The following is a 17,534-nucleotide window of genomic DNA, read 5'->3' on the forward strand; positions in this document are numbered from 1 at the left end:
GGGCAGCGGCCGGCTCGCCGCGGGTCTGCGTGCGGACATGGTGCTGCTCGGCGACGACCCGAGCGCGGTGCCGGGTGAGCGGATCGGCGAGATCGGTGTGCTGGCGACGTTTGTCGGTGGCCGCTGCGTGCACGGCGCGGAGGGTTGCGGGTGGACGGGCCAGTGCCGGTCTGACTCACCCCTCGAGCGCGGCGAGCAGCAGCCCGCTGCGCGGCTTCGGGGTGAAATACGCGCTCTTGCGCGGCATGCGGCGGCCCTGCGCGTGCGCGGCGAGCACTTCGGACAGCGGGACGGGCGTCAGGCGCAGCACGGCGTCCGTCCCCGGTCCGGGGGAATGCCCCTCGGGCAGCGCGTGCACGTGCGGGCCTTCCGGGTCGAGGCCGAGTGCCCTGTCCAGCAACAGGTTCTCCACCACAGCGTGGTCCGGTCCACCGCCGGGCAGCGCCACCACCAGCTCGCCGCCGCGGGCGGAAACCGCCACCGTGCCGGGCTCGACACCGGACACTTCGGACACTTCGGACACTTCGGGTACCTCGCGCACCGTCAGCCCGGCGGCGCGCCAGGCGGTGGCCAGTTCGCGTGCGCCGAGGCCGGTGCCGCTGATCGTGCGGTGGATCGCGCCGATGCGCAGGTCCGGTCCCGCGGCCACCAGTGCCAGAAGTGGCGTGCCCGCCTCGGCCGCCGCGGCGACGCGGTGGTTGCCGTCGGCCACCAGCAGGGGAGCGGAGCGCACCGCGGCGAGCAACCGGTCCTGCTCGTCCCCGGGGCCGGTGAGCCACAACCGGTGCGAGCGGCCCGCGCCGTCGGTCAGGTCCACCACGGGCTCACCGTGCATCGCTGCCAGCACGGCGGGCGTGAGCTCGTCGCCGGTGACCGGCACCAGCATCGCGGCGCTCGTCGCGCAGCCGAGGGCCCGCAGCGCCGCGGCGCGTTCGGCGACGACACCGGCGTAGACCTCTTCGCTGTGCCGGATCCGCGCGCCGACCGCGGACGGGTCGACCAGGCACAACACCCCCGCGGCGATCCCGTCGTGCCCGGCGATCCGGTACGGCGCCACCACCTCGCGCACGCGCCGGTAGTCCCGTTCCCGCAAGCGGTCCAGCATCGCGCGCGCCGCGGGCAGCGCTTCCCGCAGCGACGCCGCGCCCGGCCGCCGGTGCGGGTGCTGCACCGCCAGCAGCGAATCCCCCGGCTCCGCGGCCAGCGCCGCGGTGATCTCGTCGGCGTCGGCGAACTCGTCCACGTCCGGACCGGTCACCGGACCGTCGGGCACCCAGCCGGTGCCGATCGCGCGCGCCCATTCCGCCATACCCCGATCCTGCCGGACCGGGCTCAGCTCGCCTGCGACAGCTCCCCGGTCGGCTCGCCGGCCTGCGCGCGGGCCTCGTCCCGCGCCCAGCGGGCCAGGCGCGGCGCGGCGGCCGCGTAGAAGTCCGGGTCCAGCCCCATGCCGGTGTGCGTGCTGCGGACCTCGACGCACTCGGCGTACGGGTCCAGGCACAGCTGCCACGGCGCGATCGCGTCCTCGCGCGAATACACCGCCAGCGCGGGCACCTCCGGCGGCAGCGGCGCGGCCAGCGCCTTGATGTTCTCGTCGTAGCACGGCCCGGTGAAGCAGTCCAGATCCATCAGCCCCGGGATGCCCAAAGTGGACAGACGGGCGAGGACGCGGGCCACCCGCACCACTTTCGGGTGCGCGCCCAGCGGGTCCAGCACCGGGCTGCCGAGCATCACCAGCCCGCGCACCAGATCCGGCCGGCGGATCGCGGCCAGCCGCGCCAGCCACCCGCCGCGGCTCTGCCCGATGATCACCACGCGGCCGCCGGTCTCCTCGGCGTGCTGCTCCAGCCGGGCCTCGATGCGGTCGACCAGTTCGGTGGTGCACCCGACGTTGAAACCGATCCGTGACCCGGTAGGCCGGTACCCACGTGCCCTCAGCCACGCGCTCGCCAGTGTCAAGCTGCGGTCGCCGAACCCGAAACCGGGCACCAGCAGCACACCCAGCCCGGCGCCCTCCTCCGGGTCCTCGGGCCGCCAGATCGGATGACGCATCAGTCGCGGGATGTCCAGCAGTGCCAGCAACAGGTGCTCGCGCGCGGCCGTGCGGATCGTTTCGCCCGCTTCGCGCGCGGGCTGGAGCAGCGTCAACATGTGCGGCCTCCTCGTAGCTGAAGAGACCATTGATCTACCCAGGATCCGCGTGGTTGACACCTGGAGCCTTATCCCACCGTCGAAAGGGGACGCGAAGTCAGTCCCGTCTCCCGGACCGCAGGTACCGCGCCGGGGTCGTGCCGGTCCACCGGCGGAACGCGTAGATGAAACTCGACGCCTCCGCGTATCCCAGCCGCAGCGCCACATCCTCCACCGACAGCGCGCCGGTCGCGAGCATCTCCTCGGCCAGGGCCTGCCGGACTTCGTCGAGCAGGCCGCGGAAACTGGTGCCGGCGTCCTCCAGCCGCCGCCGCAGAGTGCGGGTGCTGACGTTCAGCTCCCGCGCCACGTCCTCCATCGCGAGCGTGCCGCCGACGCGGATCAGCTTGTCCCGCACCTGGTGCGCGATGCCGGAGCGGGCACGGCGGCGGCTGACCAGCTCGCGGCACTGCGCCTCGCACAACGCGACCGTGTGCTCACTGGCCTGCGGCAGCGGCTGCCCCAGTGCGGCCGCGTCGATCGCCACGTGGTGGGCGGGCGCGCCGAACGCCGGACGGCACCCGAAGACCTCCTCGTACCGGACCGGATCGGGTGGCTGGGGGAACCGGAACTCCAGGCGCCGCACGTTCAGGCCGCCGGGCAGGAGGTCCTGCATCACCGTGTGGATCGCGCTGATGTCGCGCTCCAGCAGGAACCGGCGCACGTCGTGCGGCAGCCCGTCGTCCCGCAGCTCGAAGCGCAGCTCCTCGGCGGCCAGCTCGACCACCGGCAGGCAGAAGATGAAGCTGAGGTCGAGGTAGCGCAGGGCGAAGGTGATCGCGTCGCGCAGCGTCGGGCTGCTGATGCAGGCGAACCCGAACACGCCGAACGTGGTGACCCGGTAGCGGACGCCGGCGTCCACGCCGAGGCCCGGCGGGTCGCCCAGCTCCCGCACGAGGTTGCGCGCGACGGTCAGCTCCTGGTGCGCGTCGACCTGCGCCGCCGGGTCCTCCAAGCGCGACGGGGGCAGCCCGGTGCCGCGCAGCAGGGCGTCCCGCGGCACGCCGCGCTCGGACCCGAAGCGCACCAGGAGGGCGACGCTCGCGACGCCGCGGGGAAAGTCCCAGTCCCGGACGGCGACCGGCAGCTGCTGACTCATGGCCGGAAGTATGGATTCCGCCGGTCACCGGCTCGCGACCGGGGTGGCCGAAAATCTCGGTTTCCTGGCCGCTGGTCTCTGTGGCGGAGTGACCCGCAGCACTTACTGTGGAGTAGCCCCACTCACCGCCGAGGAGCAGCATGGCCCGCACCACCGCCCACCGACCGCCCTCCGTCGTCATCATCGGCGCCGGGTTCGGCGGCCTGGCCGTCGCGACCGAACTGGTCCGCGCCGGGTTCCGCGACTTCACCATCCTGGAGAGAGCGGACGAGATCGGCGGGGTGTGGCGGGAGAACACCTACCCCGGCGCCGGGTGCGACATCCCGTCGCCGCTGTACTCGTTCTCCCACCGGCCCAATCCGGACTGGCCGATGCGGTTCTCCCTGCAGGCCGACATCAAGGCCTACCTCGAAGACGTCGCCCGCGAGTACGGCGTGACCGACCGGATCCGGTTCGGCACCGGCGTCGCCGCGGCGGAGTTCGACGAGGCCACCGGCCGCTGGCGGGTCCGCACCGAAGCCGGCGAGATCATCGAGGCCGACGTCCTGGTGCCCGCCGTGGGCCAGCTGTCCCGCCCGGCGGTGCCCGACCTGCCGGGCCGGGAGTCGTTCCGCGGGCGGGCTTTCCACTCCGCGGCCTGGGACCACGACGCCGACCTCACGGGCAAGCGGGTCGCGGTGATCGGCACCGGCGCCAGCGCGATCCAGTTCGTGCCGAAACTCCAGCGGATCGCCGGCCACGTGACCGTGTTCCAGCGGTCGGCGCCGTGGATCGTGCCCAAGAACGACATCGCCTACCGGCCCTGGCACCGCGCGTTGTTCCGCCGCCTGCCGGTCACCCAGAAGATCGAGCGGTTCCGGATCTGGCTGATCTGCGAGTTCCTCTCGCTCGGGCTGGTCGACCTGCCGCTCGTGCGCCGCTACCTGGAACGGCTGGCGAGCAGGCACCTGACCAGCCAGGTGCCGGACCCGGAGCTGCGCGCCAAGCTCACCCCGGACTACGAGCCCGGGTGCAAGCGGGCGCTGTTCTCCAACGACTACTACCCGGCACTGACGCGGCCCAACGTCACCGTCGAGACCGAGAAGATCGTGGAGATCGTGCCGGAGGGCGTGCGCACGGCCGACGGCGTGGTGCACGAGGCGGACGTGCTGGTGTACGGCACCGGGTTCCGCGCCACCGACTTCCTGGTCCCGATGACCGTGCGCGGCCGCGGCGGGGCGGAGCTGGCCGACACCTGGCGCGACGGCGCGTGGGCCTACCTCGGCATCACGGTGCCGCGGTTCCCGAACCTGTTCCTGGTCTACGGGCCCAACACGAACCTGGGCGGCAACTCGATCGTCTACATGCTCGAGTCGCAGGCCCGCTACATCGTGCAGGCGGTGCGCGCGCTGGCGAGCAGGCCGGGCGTGGCGCTGGACGTCAAGCCCGAGGTCGCCGCGCGCTTCGACACCGTCCTGCAGCGCAAGCTCGGCCGCTCGGTGTGGACCCGCTGTTCCAGCTGGTATCGCAACGAGGCGGGCCGGATCGTCAACAACTGGCCCGGCACGGTCACGCAGTACCGGCTGAAGACCCGGGCCCTGGATCTGAACGACTACCGCGCGATCGTGGCGGGAGGGGACGGCGCATGACCGGCGAGCTGGACTACGACGTCGTGGTGATCGGCTCGGGTTTCGGCGGCAGCGTGAGCGCGCTGCGCCTGACGGAGAAGGGCTACCGGGTCGGGGTGCTGGAGGCGGGCCGCCGGTTCGCCGACGACGAGTTCGCCAAGACCTCGTGGCGGCTGCGGAAGTACCTGTGGGCGCCGCTGCTGGGCTGCTTCGGCATCCAGCGGCTGACGTTGCTGCGCGACACCTTCATCCTGAGCGGCACCGGCGTCGGCGGCGGGTCACTGGTCTACGCCAACACGCTGTACGAGCCGCCGGCCCGGTTCTACGCCGACCGGCAGTGGGCGCACATCACCGACTGGCGCGACGAGCTGGCCCCGTACTACGACCAGGCGAAGCGGATGCTGGGCGTCACCCCGTACCCGGGCACCACGCGGGCGGACCGGGTGCTGCGCGAGGTGGCCGAGGACATGGGCATCGCCCACACGTTCCGGCCGACGCCGGTCGGGGTGCTGTTCGCGACCGGTGACCAGAAGCCCGGCCAGGAGGTGCCGGACCCGTTCTTCGGCGGCGCCGGCCCGTCCCGCCGCACCTGCCTGAACTGCGGGTCGTGCATGACCGGGTGCCGCCACGGCGCGAAGAACACGCTGGTGAAGAACTACCTGCACCTCGCCGAACGGGCGGGCGCGGTGGTGCACCCGCTGAGGACGGTGGTGGACGTCCGGCCGCGCCTCGGCGGGTACGAGGTGACCACCGTCCGCACCGGGTCGCGCAGGCACCGCCGGACGTTCACCTGCGAACAGGTCGTGTTCGCCGCGTCCGCGCTGGGCACGCAGCGGCTGCTGCACCGGCTGCGTGACCGCGGCTCGCTGCCGAAGATCTCGAAGCGGCTCGGGTACCTGTCGCGCACCAACTCGGAGGCGATCCTGGCGGTGCGCTCGCGGGACAAGAACGCCGACTACACCGACGGGGTGGCGATCACGTCGTCGATGCACCCGGACGAGGTCACGCACGTCGAGCCGGTGCGGTACGGCAAGGGCAGCAACCTGATGAGCCTGCTCGCCACCGTGCTGGTGGACGGCAAGGACGGGCACCGGCGGTGGGTGCTGGGCCTGCGGGAGCTGGCGCGGCACTGGCGGGAGCTGCCGCGCCTCCAGAACCCGCGGAAGTGGTCGGAGCAGATGGTGGGGTTGCTGGTGATGCAGAGCCTGGACAACTCGGTGACCACCTACACGCGGCGGGGGCTGTTCGGCCGCCGGATGACGACGCGCCAGGGCGACGGCGCGCCGAACCCGACCTGGATCCCGCACGGCCACGAGGTCGCGCGGCGGGTGGCGGAGAAGATCGACGGCGTGCCGCAGGGCGCCTGGACCGACATGGCGAACATCCCGCTGACCGGGCACTTCATCGGCGGCTGCGCGATCGGCGACTCCCCGGAGACCGGCGTGGTCGATCCCTACCAGCGGCTGTACAACTATCCGGGCCTGCACGTCGTGGACGGCTCGGCGATTTCGGCGAACCTGGGGGTGAACCCGTCCCTGACGATCACCGCCCAGGCCGAACGGGCGCTCGCGCTGTGGCCGAACAAGGGCGAGGCCGACCAGCGGCCGCCACTGGGCGCGCCCTACGCCCGGCTGGCCCCGGTGGCGCCGAAGAACCCGGTGGTGCCCGAGGCCGCACCTGGCGCGCTGCGGCTGCCGGTCACGCCGGTCTGAGGCCGGTGCGTTGTTTGGTGGTGGGGCCGGTGGCGGCGATTCCGCCGCCACCACCGAACGCTTGCCCCCGATGCGTTCTGGGCTGCCTCGTGGCGTCCACCGTGCTGCGGGGGCCACGGTCCCGTCGCTCCGGGCGGGGTCGGCTGGCATTGTCCGCGGGACTGCGTCTGGCCTGCTGCTGTCGTCCAGCCTGCAGCCAGGCGACGATGGCCACCGCGCTGCGGGCGCGGGTGCCCGCCGCTGCGGGGGCGGGTTATCCGGTTTTGCCCGCGGAGCCGCGCAGGCCACCGCCGTCCCGCCACTCCGGGCGGGGTCGGCTGGCTTTGCCAGCCGTGCCGCGGGTGCGGACGCATTGCCCACTGGGGGTCACGGCCGCCAGCCGCTTCGGGCGGGGCTTCTGCCTGGTCTTGTCCACTGTCCCGCCGACTCCCGGCCCTCCGGGCCTGACCGCCACAGATCGCCCGCCCCGCCGCGATTGTCCTGTCCCTTCGAGCTGAGGTTGCCTTGATGTCCGATCCGATCGAGTACCCGCCCGAGCCGTGGCACCTGCGTGGCCACCTGCACGTCTCCGCTTGGTTCGTGCCCGTGGGGGAGCTGCCCGAACTGCCGCCGGGCGTGCGGCCGCTCACGGTGGCCGGGCGGGCGGTCGTGCTCGCCGCGTGGGTCGACTACCAGCCGCCCGGGGTGTTGTCCTACCGGGAGCTCATGGTGACCGTCGTGGTCCGCGGCGGGATCGCCGTGACCATCCCGCACATCTGGGTCGACAGCCCGGCCTCGCTGGCAGGCGGGCGCGCCCTGTGGCACATCCCGAAGGAGCTGGCGGACTTCATCCTCACCGACGAACCCGGCTTCGCCGCGGAGGCCCGCGTGGACGGGGACCTCTTGGCAGGAGCGGAATTCCGGCGCCGTCGTGCGCTGCCGGTGCGGTTGCCGCTGGCCTTCTCGGTCCTGCAGCGCGGCCCCAAGCGCAGCGGCGTGCGGGTGGCCGCCCGGCTCGGGGTGGCCCGATCGGTGTGGCGGGTCGGGGCCGGCGGCCCGCTGGCGTTCCTGGCCGGGCGCCGGCCGCTGCTCAGCCTGGTCGCCCGCGACTTCCGGATGCGGTTCGGCGGCGGCCGCCGCGCCGAATGACACGCTTGTAAGTCACCCGCGTGGTCTAATCTGCGCGACGAATCCGGCTACGCGCGGTATCCGTTACTCCACCGGATCAGGGGGTTTAATCGCGGCACGATCGGATCGCGCCGGACCCGATGACCCAGCGTGAAGACCGGTGCTCGCGTTGTCGCAGCGCATGCCGGTGCGGCCGTTCCAGCGGGCGCCGGCGGCGTTTGAAACGTCGTTCGTCCGGGTGAGCCACGGCCGCTTTCGCGATCACCGAACTTCCGGATCACCGGCTGCTAGCGTCTGCCGTGCTCGCGACGGGGTCACCCGGAGCGGGCGGAACTGTAGCCGAGCGATCGGATGAGAGAGTGCTGAAGAAGTCTGCGATTGTCGCCGCTGCCGCGGCCGGCTTGATGATGATCGGTTCCCCGGCCTTCGCCACGCAGGGCGCGTGGGACGAGGGTGGCGACACCGGCCAGCTGGGCCTGCTCAACGTCGACGACGTCGCGAACGACAACAACGTCGGTGTCTGCGACAACAACGTCAACGTCCTGGGTGTCCAGGTGGCGGACGCGCTGGAGGGTGTCGGCGCGACCGTGCCGATCCTGTCGGGCGCTTCGGACGCCGAGTCCGGCGACGCGCCGGACACCTGCGTCGCCGAGGCCGACAACTGAGGTCTGCGCGACGACCCTGAACCGGCTCCGCCGGCCGGGGTGCTGTGCACGGGTGCGGACGGGAATCACTGGTACTGATTCCCGTCCGCGCCTTTTCTTCGGGTTAGTGGGAAACGCGAACACCCGCATTCGGATTCGGATGCGGGTGTTTTTTCGTGCGCGCGAACGGGGGTCCTGGAGCGGCGTCCGCGCGGCCGATCCGGTGCCCCGCGCGCTGCCGAGCCGCGTGGGAGAGCAGGCCGGGGGCGAATTACATGCCTGTAAGTCACACGGCCGGGCTAATTGCCCGATCTTGTCTACTCACCCAGCGTGGTCGAGCTTCTACCTGATCGAGGGGTTTAGACGCTGTCCAACCGGCGCGCTGCACGGTCGATCACGCGGCGTGAAAACCAGTGTGAGCGAAACGGGCGGATAATCGCAGCGCATCGCGTATGGGCGTGCGGAAGACTGGTTCACGGGTAGCGAAACGTCGTTCGTCCGGGTGATGGCGACAAGCCCGCGCATTTGCTTTCGGCGCACCTTGCCTGCTGATAATGTCTGCCGTGCTCGCGACGGAAGTCTCGTCGCGGCGGAACTGTAGTCGAGTTGATGGGGAATAAAAAGGTGCTCAAGAAGTCCGCAATTGTTGCCGCTGCTGCGGCCGGTTTCATGATGATCGGTTCCCCGGCCTTCGCCACGCAGGGCGGGGGATGGGACGACGGCGGCGACACCGGTCAGCTGGGTCTGATCAACGTCGACGACGTTCTCAACGACAACAACGTCGGTGTCTGCGACAACAACGTCAACGTGCTCGGCGTCCAGGTGGCCGACGCCCTGAACGGCGTGGGCGTGACCGTGCCGATCCTGACCGGCGCCTCCGAGGCCGACTCGGGCTCCGCCCCGGACACCTGCATCGCCGAGGCCGACAACTGAGACCGGACCCCACGGGGTCCTGGGTCGACCGACCCTGATCCGGCCGAGAGTCCCGGTGCGGTCTGACTGCACTCCGGATCCCCGGGACGGTTTTCTGGGTGAGAGCCGGCCGGGTCACGGAAAAAACGGGTGCGGACGGGAATTACTGGTACTAATTCCCGTCCGCACCCGGTGTTCTTCGGGTAGAACAACGACGAGCACCCGTATTCGACGCGAATGCGGGTGTTTCGTCGTGTCCGCGATCTTAGCTTCCGGCCGGTTGTGGCGCGACTCCGTCGGGCGCGCTGGTGCCCTCCGTCACCTCCGGCAGGCCGGCCGCTTCGGCCAGTTCCCTGGCCACCACGTACTCGCCCAGCTGCCTGCCGAGCTCGGCGTAGGCGCCGAACTTGCCGTCGTCGAAGAACTGGTCGCTCGTGCCGTCCCGCGGGAACTCAGGGTGGTGCGCGGCGTAGGACAGCAGCTCGTAGGGCAGGTCCCGCCACAGCAGCGCCTTCGCCACGATCAGCCGTCCCACCCCGGCCTGCCCGCTCTCCGGCGGGTAGTGGATCGTCCCGGTGATCACCGGGCTCTCCGACAGCCTGCTGTTCAGGTTGCTGAGCGGGTGCTCCGGCGAGAGCGGCTCCCCGCCGCCGGGTTCGGACCGCCACGGGTCGTCCAGCGTGACCCGCACGCCCAGCTCCTGCGCGGCCAGCGCGAGCGCCGAGGCCAGCCCGCCCGCTGTCGGCGGCGCGTCCGCGCCCGCGTCGATGCAGTAGATCGTCGTGCAGCGGCGGCGGAACAGCTCGACCAGGCCGAGGTTGTCGTAGTGCCCGCCGTCGGTGACGTGCAGCAGCCGGTCGGCGTGCGAGTGGATGCCGAGCACTTCGCGCAGCAGGTAGGGCAGTCGTCGTGCGTGCGGCAGCGCGGGGTAGGCCCAGGCGGCGCGGTCGGTGCGCGGCGGGCAGCGCAGCAGCACGTCCGGGTTGGGCAGCCACGTGCCCAGCCGGGCCCCGGACAGGGCGAGCAGGATCTGGTACCAGCGCGAGGCGCGGCCCATCGACGACGCGAACGCCGCCCCGCTGATCGCGACCGCGCCCTGGACGGTCAGGTCCCGACGGAATCGGCCCGGCACCGACTCCTGCAGCCGCGCGGTCTCGATCCAGCCGACGTCCGGGCCGCCGACCCAGCGGCTGTTCATCGTGAAGGAGACGGCGCCGAGCCCGGGGGAGGTGCGGCCTTCGCCGGTGAGGTTCGCCGCCGCCGCGAACACGACGCGCGGGAAGTTCTCGGCGTGCCCGTAGGTCGCGAGCGAGCTGCGCTCGGTGCTCGGGTAGGGCGCGGCGACGACCTGCCCGTCGTCACGGCGGACCCGGCGCACGGCGAACGTGCACGCCAGCCGTTCCCGGTAGAAGGGGTGCAGGCTGAGCGAGGTCTCGTCGATCAGCCCGCCGACGACGATCAGCACGACCACCAGACCGAGCGCGGCCCACAGCAGGTCCGGCTCGCCCAGCGGCGTGATCACCGAGGCGAACAGTAGCAGCCAGGCCAGGGCGAGGACCGTGGTCGTGATGATCACCAGGAGGCGCTGGGTGAGGCTGGTCGGCAGCGCAGCGGTGAGCGCGTCGAGCGAGTCGCGCGCCTTGGTGACGACCTTGCGGTTGCGCCAGCCCATCGTCGCCAGTGCGGACACGTAGGTCAGCAGCAGCGCGACGAACGGGCTGCCGAGCGTGATCGAGGGCGGGGTCAGGGTGAGCAGCCGGTCGGCCAGCCAGGCGATGGCGGGCAGGCCGAGCGTGAGCAGCGCGATCAGGCCGGCGAGCAGCGCGAGCCTGGTGGACAGGCGCCGGGCGATCTGGCGCAGCAGCGGCTTCGCCGGCGGGAGCCAGCGGGCCACCAGGGAGACCGCGGCGGCGAACACCAGCGTCAGGCCCAGTGACAGCAGCGCGCCCAGCCGGGGCGCGGGGTAACCGCCGTCGCCGGGGAACACGGTGAGCGGGACCTGCTGGTACAGCCAGCCGGCGGCCACGCCGAGCACGACCGCGGGGGCGAACACCAGGAACAGCGACAGCACCAGGCCGCGGGCGATCACACCGAGGGCGGTGAGCAGCTCGACCCGCGTGCCTGCGAGGTAGCTGACGTGACGCCGGACGTGGTCTTCCTCGACGCTGCCGGGGCCGAACGCGGTTTCCGGTGTCGCGACCGGACGGCCGCGGGGCGGCTCCTTCGGATCGGTCGCCGTGGTGAGGGCCTGCACCAGCGCGCCCGCGGTGTAGCCGCCGCCGGAGACGGACACCAGGTACTGGGCGCCGAGGAGCCGTTGGCGCAGCGGCTGGAGCGCGCCGAGCGCGACGCTGGCCGAGCGGATCCCGCCGCCGGACAACGCGAACCCGGTGCCGCCGGTCGGTTCGCCCGGGGGCAGGCGGTACCCGTTGCGCCACCGTGTGGCTGCCGTGGTTTCGCCTTCGTCGCAGGCGCCGTCGGGGTCCTCTGGTTTGAGCGCGGCGGAGCAGACGCCGTCGGGCGGGTCGTGCTTCACCGGCCGCGCCGAGCGGAGCAGGGTGAGCACGATGCCGTGGAGCGCGAGCAGGAGCGCCGGGAGCAGCCCGGCGAACTTGGTGACCGCGGCCGCACTGGCCAGTTCGAGCGGGACGGGGGCCGGATCGCGGGTGGCGACCAGCAGGAACACGTTCTCCAGGACGTCCGAGACGACCGCGACCAGCCCGGCGATGCGGCCGAAGCGGGCGACCTCGTACATCGCGGTGCCCGGCCGGCAGACCCACAGCGCGGCGCTGGTGCCCAGCAGCACGGCGAGCCCGTAGCCGGCGATCAGCGCGAAGTCCCACCACAGGGTGGCCGCGGCGCCTGGCGGGAACGGCAGCGGCTGGCCACGCCCGCCGAGCTGACGCCCGACGATCCCGGTGTCCTCGGCGAAAGCCAGGTACAACCCGGTGCCGAGCGCGGCGAACAGGAGAGCGGCGACGGCGGTCGAGGCCGCCCTGCCCCGCCCCGGGACCTCGCCCGCCCTGGGCAGCAGCTCACGCCAGCGCATCCTCGCCTCCCCAGCGGATCCGCACAGTACTGCGTGGAGTGTGGTGGCGGTGGCTCCCGGTGTAAAGGCGGGGCCGGATGAACAGCCCGTAACCGTTATGCGTGCGCCGGTTCGGCCAGCCCCCGGCCGGACTCGTCGGGCACCGACGGGAGTTCACGTCGAAGGTGGACTCCGAATTCGTCGCCGTGCCCGGTCAACACGAGGCGTGCGTCCTGAGCACGGCGACCTTCGGACTCGCCGCGGACAGACGGCGCACGAGGATCCGCAGAGGCCGAGCACCACAAGCCGATGGCGGACAGCGACGAACCCGGAACGGTGGCGCTCGGACCGGTCAGGTCCGGGATCTCCCGCCACTCGGAGCAGTCCCCGGTTCATGCGGTGAGGCTATCGGCGCCGCCCCGGGGGAGATCCGCGGCCGGTCAGGGCACGAGGACCACCTTCCCGGTCGCCTGGTCGTCCTCCAGGTAGCGGTGCGCTTCGGCGACGTCGTCGAGGCTGAAGAGCCGGTCGACGTGCGGGTGGAGGACCCCGGCCTCGACCTGGTCGACGACCCGCTGCAGCACGGCCGCGCCCGCCGCGCCGCGCACGGTGTCGCTGTGGAAAGCGGTCAGCCTGGTGCCGGTGGGGATCATCGCGATCGGCTCGAACGCCGGGATCAGCCAGCCGCTGAGCGAGCCCGCCACGCACACCGTTCCGCCGCGGCGGACCAGCCGCAGCGAATCCAGCGCCGAGCTCGTGCCGACCAGGTCGAGGACGTGATCAGGGCCCTCCGGCCACGCCTCGATCGTGAGCGGCCCGCCGTCGTCGACGAAGACGTGGTCGGCGACCAGCGCCGCCGCCTAGTGCCGCCGCCGGGTCGTGGCGGCGGTCTCGGCCCCGAGTGCGGCCGCGATCGACGCCGCCGCCATCCCCACCGACGAGGTCCCGCCGCGGATCAGCAACCGCTCACCGCGCGCCACCCCCAGCGCGTCCGCGCGCCCTGCGCCGTCAGGTACGTCTCCGGCAGCGCGGCGAGCGCCTCCCACGGCAGGCTCGTCGTGACCGGCATCAGCCTCGTGCGGTTGCGGGGCGCCGGGCTGAACCGGTCGGACCTGCGGACCCGCCAGGGCCACTCCCCCTCCGTGGTGTTCCCGCGGGTGCTGGGAATCGAGTGCGTGGGCGAGCTGGCGCCGTCGACCGACCCACGGCTGGCGGAGGGCAGCATCGTCGTTTCGGTGATGGGCGAAATCGTGCGGGCGTCCTCATGCGACCCACTGTCGCGGGCGCCGGAGGTGGCGGGCGGGACGAGCGCCGACCACTCCCACACGCGAGGGCACCTGGTTTACGCGGCCCAAGGCGTTCTCTCCGTGCACACCGAGGGCGGCACGTCGATCGTCCCCGCCAACCGCGTCGCGTGGATTCCGGCGGGCTGCCCGCACCACCACCGCGCGCACGGGCACACCGACATGCGGATCGTCTTCCTGCCGCCGTCGCCGGCCCAGCTGGCGCCCGCCCGGCCGGCCGTGTTCCTGGCCTCCGCCCTCGCCAGGGAGGTCCTGCTCGCGCTGACCGGTCCCCGCGACCGGGACCGCGCCGCGAACGCGCGGCTCCGCCGGGTGCTCGTCGACGAACTCCGCGAAGCCGGCGAGCAGCCGCTGCAACTCCCGGAACCCCGCGACGACCGGCTGCGGGCGGTCGCGCGGATCCTGTACGAGCAGCCCGCGGACAACACCCCGCTGGCCGGGCTGGGACGGCGGACCGGGGCCAGTGCCCGCACCCTCAGCCGGCTCTTCCGCCGCGAGCTCGGCATGAGCTTCTACCAGTGGCGGACCCAGGTGCGCGTCCACCACGCGCTCGTCCTGCTGGCCGAGGGCCACGACACCACGCACGTCGCCCACGCCTGCGGCTGGTCGAACCCCAGCAGCTTCATCGCGGCCTTCGCCGCCGTCGTCGGCACCACGCCGCGCCGCTACCGCGCGGACACACGGTGACCGGGAACTGTTAACCGGCGGACAATCCGGACATCGGCGCGCTAGCGTCAGGGGTGATGGACACCCACCTCGAACCCGCCCTGATCGGCCGTGACCACCCGGCCGGCCTGCTGCGCGCCGAGATCGGGCGGGCGGTGGACAGCCACGGCGGGCTCGTGCTGGTCACCGGGGAGCCCGGGATCGGCAAGACCACCCTGGTCACCGGCGCTGCGGACGAGGCGCGCCGGCTGGGGGCGCTCGTCCTCGGCGGCGCGTGCTGGGACTCCGGCAGCGCGCCCGGCTACTGGCCGTGGGTGCAGGTCCTGCGCGGGCTGCGGCGCGCCGCGACCGCCGACGAGTGGGCCGCCGTGGAACGGGACGCCGGGGGCGGGCTGGCGGTGCTGCTGGGCGAGGCGGACCCGCGGGAGACGCCGGACGGGTTCCGCCTCTACGACGCCGTCACCAGCGCACTGGTCACCGCCTCGCACAGCCGTCCGGTGGTGGTCGCGCTGGACGACCTGCACTGGGCCGACACCGCCTCCCTCAAGCTGCTCGAGTTCGCCGCCGGGCACACCTGGTTCGAGCGGCTGCTGCTGATCGGCACCTACCGCGACGCGGAGGTCGAGGTCGCCGAGCACCCGCTGCGGCCGATGCTGTCCTCCCTGGTCGCCAAGGCCCGCACGATCACGCTCACCGGCCTGGAACCCGACGAGGTCGGCCGGCTCATCGCCCGCACCGTCGGCGAGACCCCGGGCCAGGACGTCGTGGCCGAGGTGCACCGGCGCACCGGCGGCAACCCGTTCTTCGTCGAGCAGGCCGCGCGCCTGTGGCACAGCGGCGGATCGGTCACCGCGATCGCGCCCGGGGTGCGGGACGCGGTGCGCCGCCGCCTGTCGCTGCTGCCGGAACCGGTCGTCGGGCTGCTGACCACCGCCGCGGTGCTCGGGCAGCAGTTCCACCGCCAGGTGCTCGCCGCGGTCGCCGCGATCCCCGCCGCGCCCGCCGACCGGCTGCTCGACCAGGCCGTGGCCGCGCGGCTGGTCACCGTGCGCGGCGGCGGCCGGTTCGCCTTCGCCCACGACCTGGTGCGTGAAACGCTCTACGACTCGCTCGGCGAGGACGAGGCGCGTGAACGCCACGCCGCGGTGGTCACCGCGCTGGAGGGCAACCCCGCGCTCGCGGACCGGATCCTGCCCGCCGAAGCCGCGCGGCACGCCTACCTCGGCGGCCCGCTGGTGCCGCCGTCACGGGCGGTGGACCTGCTCGTCGCCGCCGCGCGGGCCGCCTCCGGCCGAATGGCGTTCGAGGAAGCCATCGGGCACTTCCGCCGCGCCGCCGAGATCACCGACGAGCCGCGGCGGCGCGTGCTCGTCCTGCTCGAACTGGGCGGCGAGCTGCACCACTTCGACGAGCCCGCCGAGGGCTGGGCGGTGTTCGAGGAGGCGAGCGCCCAGGCCCGCGCGCTGGGCGACGCGGAGCTGCTGGCCCGCGTGGCGCTGACCGCCTACCGCTGGGGCGACGACGCGGAGCGCGCCGACCTGAAGGCCGGGCTGATCGCCGAGGCGCACCGCGCGCTGATCGGGCCGGGCGAGGCGGAGCGCCCGCTGGAGGACCGGGCCAGGGAGGTGATCGTCCAGCTGGGCAGGCTCGCCCGCGAGGACGGCGACGACGAGGCGCTCGGCTTCAGCCTGTCCACGCTGCACGACTCGATCTGGGGGCTGGGCACGGCGGTCGAGCGCGAAGCGCTGATGGCGGAGCTGGCGGAGGTCGCGCACCGCAGCGGGGACACCGAGACCGAGCAGTACGCCACCTCGCTGCGCTGGGTCGCGCTGCTGGAGCTGGGCGATCCGCGGTACTTCGACCAGATGCGGGCGTTCGTGGCGCTCGCCGAGCAGGGCGATTCCCGCCGGATGCAGTTCGGCGCGCAGATCGACCAGAGCATCCTGGCCGGGTTCCAGGGCCGCTTCGCCGACGCGGAGGCCCTGTTCGACGATGTCCTGTCGACGCCGGAACAGGTGCACCACACCCACTTCCTGCCGATGCTGCGCCACCACCGGTGGTCGCTGCTGCTGCAGCAGGGCCGGTTCGACGAGCTCGCCGAGTTCCACGCCGGCCTCGGTCCCGGCGACTACCCCTACCCGGGACTGCTGGAGGCCACCACCGCGGCGCAGCGCGGCGACGCGGCCGCGGCGGCCGAGTACCTGGCCGGGCTGGGGGAGCGGGATCCGTTCCCGCGGTCGTACCTGCCGATGTTCCTGCGGTTGCAGGCGCAGACCGCGGCGGCCGCCGGTGACGAGCGGCTGGCCGAGCGGGCCAGGGAAGCGCTGCTGCCTTACGACGGGCAGTGGCTGGTGTCGGTGTTCGGGTTCGAGATCAGCGGCCCGGTCACCCTCTGGCTGGGGAAGCTGGCGGCGGCGGGGCGGCGCTGGGACGAGGCGCTGGAGCGGTACCGCGCGGCCGAGCGGTCGGCCGAGTCGATGTGGGCCCGGCCGTGGGTGGTGGAAGCCCGGCTGGCGCGGGCCACCGCGCTGCTGGACCGGGCCGCGCCGGGCGACGAGCGCGAAGCCGCCGAGCTGCTGGACGTGATCGCCGCCGAGGCGGCCGAGCTGGGCCTGCGGCACGTGCCGGAACGCGTGCGGCGCCTGCGCGCCCGGGGCCACGAGCCGGCCGCCACCGGGGAGTTCCGGTTCACCGGCACGACGTGGACGCTCGCGCTGGCCGGGCGCACGGTGCACCTGCCGGACGCGAAAGGCCTGCGGGATCTGCACTTCCTGCTCAGCCACCCGGGCACCGACGTGCCCGCGGTGCGGCTGCTGGACCCGGCGGGCGGCGAGGTGGTGGTGGCCGCCCGGCGCCTCGGCGGGGACGAGGTCCTCGACGACACGGCGAAGGCGGCCTACCGGCGCCGTCTCGCCGCGCTGGACGACGAGATCGACGCGGCGGCCGCCCGCGGCGACGACGACATGGCCGCCCGGCTCGACAGCGAGCGGGCGGCCCTGCTGGAGGAACTGCGTGCCGCCGCCGGTCTCGGCGGGCGCACCCGGCGTCTCGGGGACGAGGCCGAGCGCGCCCGCAAGACCGTGACCGCCCGGATCCGCGACACCCTGCGCCGGCTGGACGGTCGCCACCCCCAGCTCGCCGAGCACCTGCGGGCGACCGTCTCGACCGGCGCGAGCTGCCGCTACGACCGGGGCGAACCCGGCATCACCTGGCGGCTTTAGGTGGGTTTCGGGCGGCGGAGCCGTCCGAACCACGCCCGCAACTC

General features: G+C 73.2%; 12 protein-coding genes. 7 read left to right on the forward strand and 5 right to left on the reverse strand.

The genetic code is table 11. The annotated features are described in order from the left end of the window. Positions 1 to 175 precede the first annotated feature (175 nt). The 3 genes from AMY39116_RS0318420 to AMY39116_RS0318430 all read right to left on the reverse strand — a co-directional run bounded on the left by AMY39116_RS0318420 (position 176) and on the right by AMY39116_RS0318430 (position 3,289). Entirely contained in the window at positions 176 to 1,309 is a 1,134-nt protein-coding gene (locus AMY39116_RS0318420; protein WP_020419110.1) for a DUF1015 family protein, read from the reverse strand. Positions 1,310 to 1,332: 23 nt separating this feature from the next. Beyond that, positions 1,333 to 2,151, reverse strand: coding sequence for an alpha/beta fold hydrolase (locus tag AMY39116_RS0318425; protein WP_020419111.1), 819 nt, complete (start codon positions 2,149 to 2,151; stop codon positions 1,333 to 1,335). Positions 2,152 to 2,248: 97 nt separating this feature from the next. Further along, positions 2,249 to 3,289 (reverse strand): AraC family transcriptional regulator, encoded by a 1,041-nt coding sequence (locus AMY39116_RS0318430; RefSeq protein WP_020419112.1) that lies wholly within the window; start codon positions 3,287 to 3,289, stop codon positions 2,249 to 2,251. A gap of 140 nt (positions 3,290 to 3,429) precedes the next feature. Between AMY39116_RS0318430 and AMY39116_RS0318435 the strand changes: the two genes are divergently transcribed. The 5 genes from AMY39116_RS0318435 to AMY39116_RS0318455 all read left to right on the forward strand — a co-directional run bounded on the left by AMY39116_RS0318435 (position 3,430) and on the right by AMY39116_RS0318455 (position 9,292). Continuing rightward, positions 3,430 to 4,917, forward strand: a complete 1,488-nt coding sequence (locus AMY39116_RS0318435) for an NAD(P)/FAD-dependent oxidoreductase (protein ID WP_020419113.1) — start codon at positions 3,430 to 3,432, stop codon at positions 4,915 to 4,917. Further along, positions 4,914 to 6,608: an FAD-dependent oxidoreductase gene (locus tag AMY39116_RS0318440; protein ID WP_020419114.1), complete on the forward strand. Its 1,695-nt coding sequence runs from the start codon at positions 4,914 to 4,916 to the stop codon at positions 6,606 to 6,608. Before AMY39116_RS0318435 ends, AMY39116_RS0318440 begins: the two co-directional genes overlap by 4 nt. A gap of 507 nt (positions 6,609 to 7,115) precedes the next feature. Further along, a complete protein-coding gene (locus tag AMY39116_RS0318445; RefSeq protein WP_020419115.1) occupies positions 7,116 to 7,736 on the forward strand; it encodes an acetoacetate decarboxylase family protein in 621 nt (206 codons plus the stop codon). 338 nt (positions 7,737 to 8,074) lie between these two features. Beyond that, positions 8,075 to 8,380 carry a hypothetical protein gene (locus AMY39116_RS0318450; protein ID WP_020419116.1) on the forward strand — a complete coding sequence of 102 codons (306 nt, stop codon included), beginning with the start codon at positions 8,075 to 8,077 and terminating at the stop codon, positions 8,378 to 8,380. A gap of 603 nt (positions 8,381 to 8,983) precedes the next feature. After that, positions 8,984 to 9,292 (forward strand): hypothetical protein, encoded by a 309-nt coding sequence (locus tag AMY39116_RS0318455; protein ID WP_026153109.1) that lies wholly within the window; start codon positions 8,984 to 8,986, stop codon positions 9,290 to 9,292. Positions 9,293 to 9,536: 244 nt separating this feature from the next. Here AMY39116_RS0318455 and AMY39116_RS0318460 read toward each other — a convergent pair whose 3' ends face one another. Both AMY39116_RS0318460 and AMY39116_RS47555 read right to left on the reverse strand, forming a co-directional pair. Then, complete coding sequence (locus AMY39116_RS0318460; RefSeq protein WP_020419117.1) at positions 9,537 to 12,320, reverse strand: hypothetical protein; 2,784 nt, start codon at positions 12,318 to 12,320, stop codon at positions 9,537 to 9,539. A gap of 419 nt (positions 12,321 to 12,739) precedes the next feature. After that, on the reverse strand, positions 12,740 to 13,150 hold the full coding sequence (locus tag AMY39116_RS47555) for a zinc-binding dehydrogenase (RefSeq protein WP_063710170.1): 411 nt from the start codon (positions 13,148 to 13,150) through the stop codon (positions 12,740 to 12,742). Between the two features lie 207 nt (positions 13,151 to 13,357). On the opposite strand from AMY39116_RS47555, the gene AMY39116_RS0318480 reads away from it, so the two are divergent. Together AMY39116_RS0318480 and AMY39116_RS0318485 are read left to right on the forward strand one after the other, a co-directional pair. Then, positions 13,358 to 14,290: a helix-turn-helix domain-containing protein gene (locus AMY39116_RS0318480; protein ID WP_020419121.1), complete on the forward strand. Its 933-nt coding sequence runs from the start codon at positions 13,358 to 13,360 to the stop codon at positions 14,288 to 14,290. Positions 14,291 to 14,346: 56 nt separating this feature from the next. Next, positions 14,347 to 17,490 (forward strand): AAA family ATPase, encoded by a 3,144-nt coding sequence (locus AMY39116_RS0318485; protein ID WP_020419122.1) that lies wholly within the window; start codon positions 14,347 to 14,349, stop codon positions 17,488 to 17,490. Positions 17,491 to 17,534: the final 44 nt, after the last annotated feature.

This window comes from Amycolatopsis sp. ATCC 39116 (genome assembly GCF_000231075.2).
GTDB classification, from domain to species: domain Bacteria; phylum Actinomycetota; class Actinomycetes; order Mycobacteriales; family Pseudonocardiaceae; genus Amycolatopsis_E; species Amycolatopsis_E tucumanensis.